This window comes from Cytobacillus firmus (assembly GCF_023715565.1).
Lineage (GTDB): Bacteria > Bacillota > Bacilli > Bacillales > Cytobacillaceae > Cytobacillus > Cytobacillus firmus_C.
In genome coordinates, this window is record NZ_JAMBOJ010000178.1 from 1 (window position 1) to 284 (window position 284).

At 48.2% G+C, this 284-nt stretch carries 1 rRNA gene; it reads right to left on the reverse strand.

Annotated features, from left to right (window positions below):
* A 23S ribosomal RNA gene (locus tag M3205_RS25380) occupies nt 1-86 on the reverse strand; the annotation flags it as partial.
* Nucleotides 87-284 lie beyond the last annotated feature (198 nt).

Here is a 284-nt window from a genome sequence, read left to right on the forward strand (position 1 = left end):
GCTCCCCGAAGCATATCGGTGTTAGTACCGTCCTTCATCGGCTCCTAGTGCCAAGGCATTCACCGTGCGCCCTTTCTAACTTAACCTACTTTGGCCAATGATCAGCGGCGAATCTCTGCGTCAGCTCTGTCACTGTGCTCCTCACGTACTCTCGTACGCTCCGGTGCTCGTTCAGTCGCTTCCTTGATCTTCTTGCTTCTCATTACCCTCAGGTTTGTGCTCTTACTTCGTTTTATAACAAAAATAAGAGAAAAACTAAGATGGCGATTACTCGGTTATTGCTT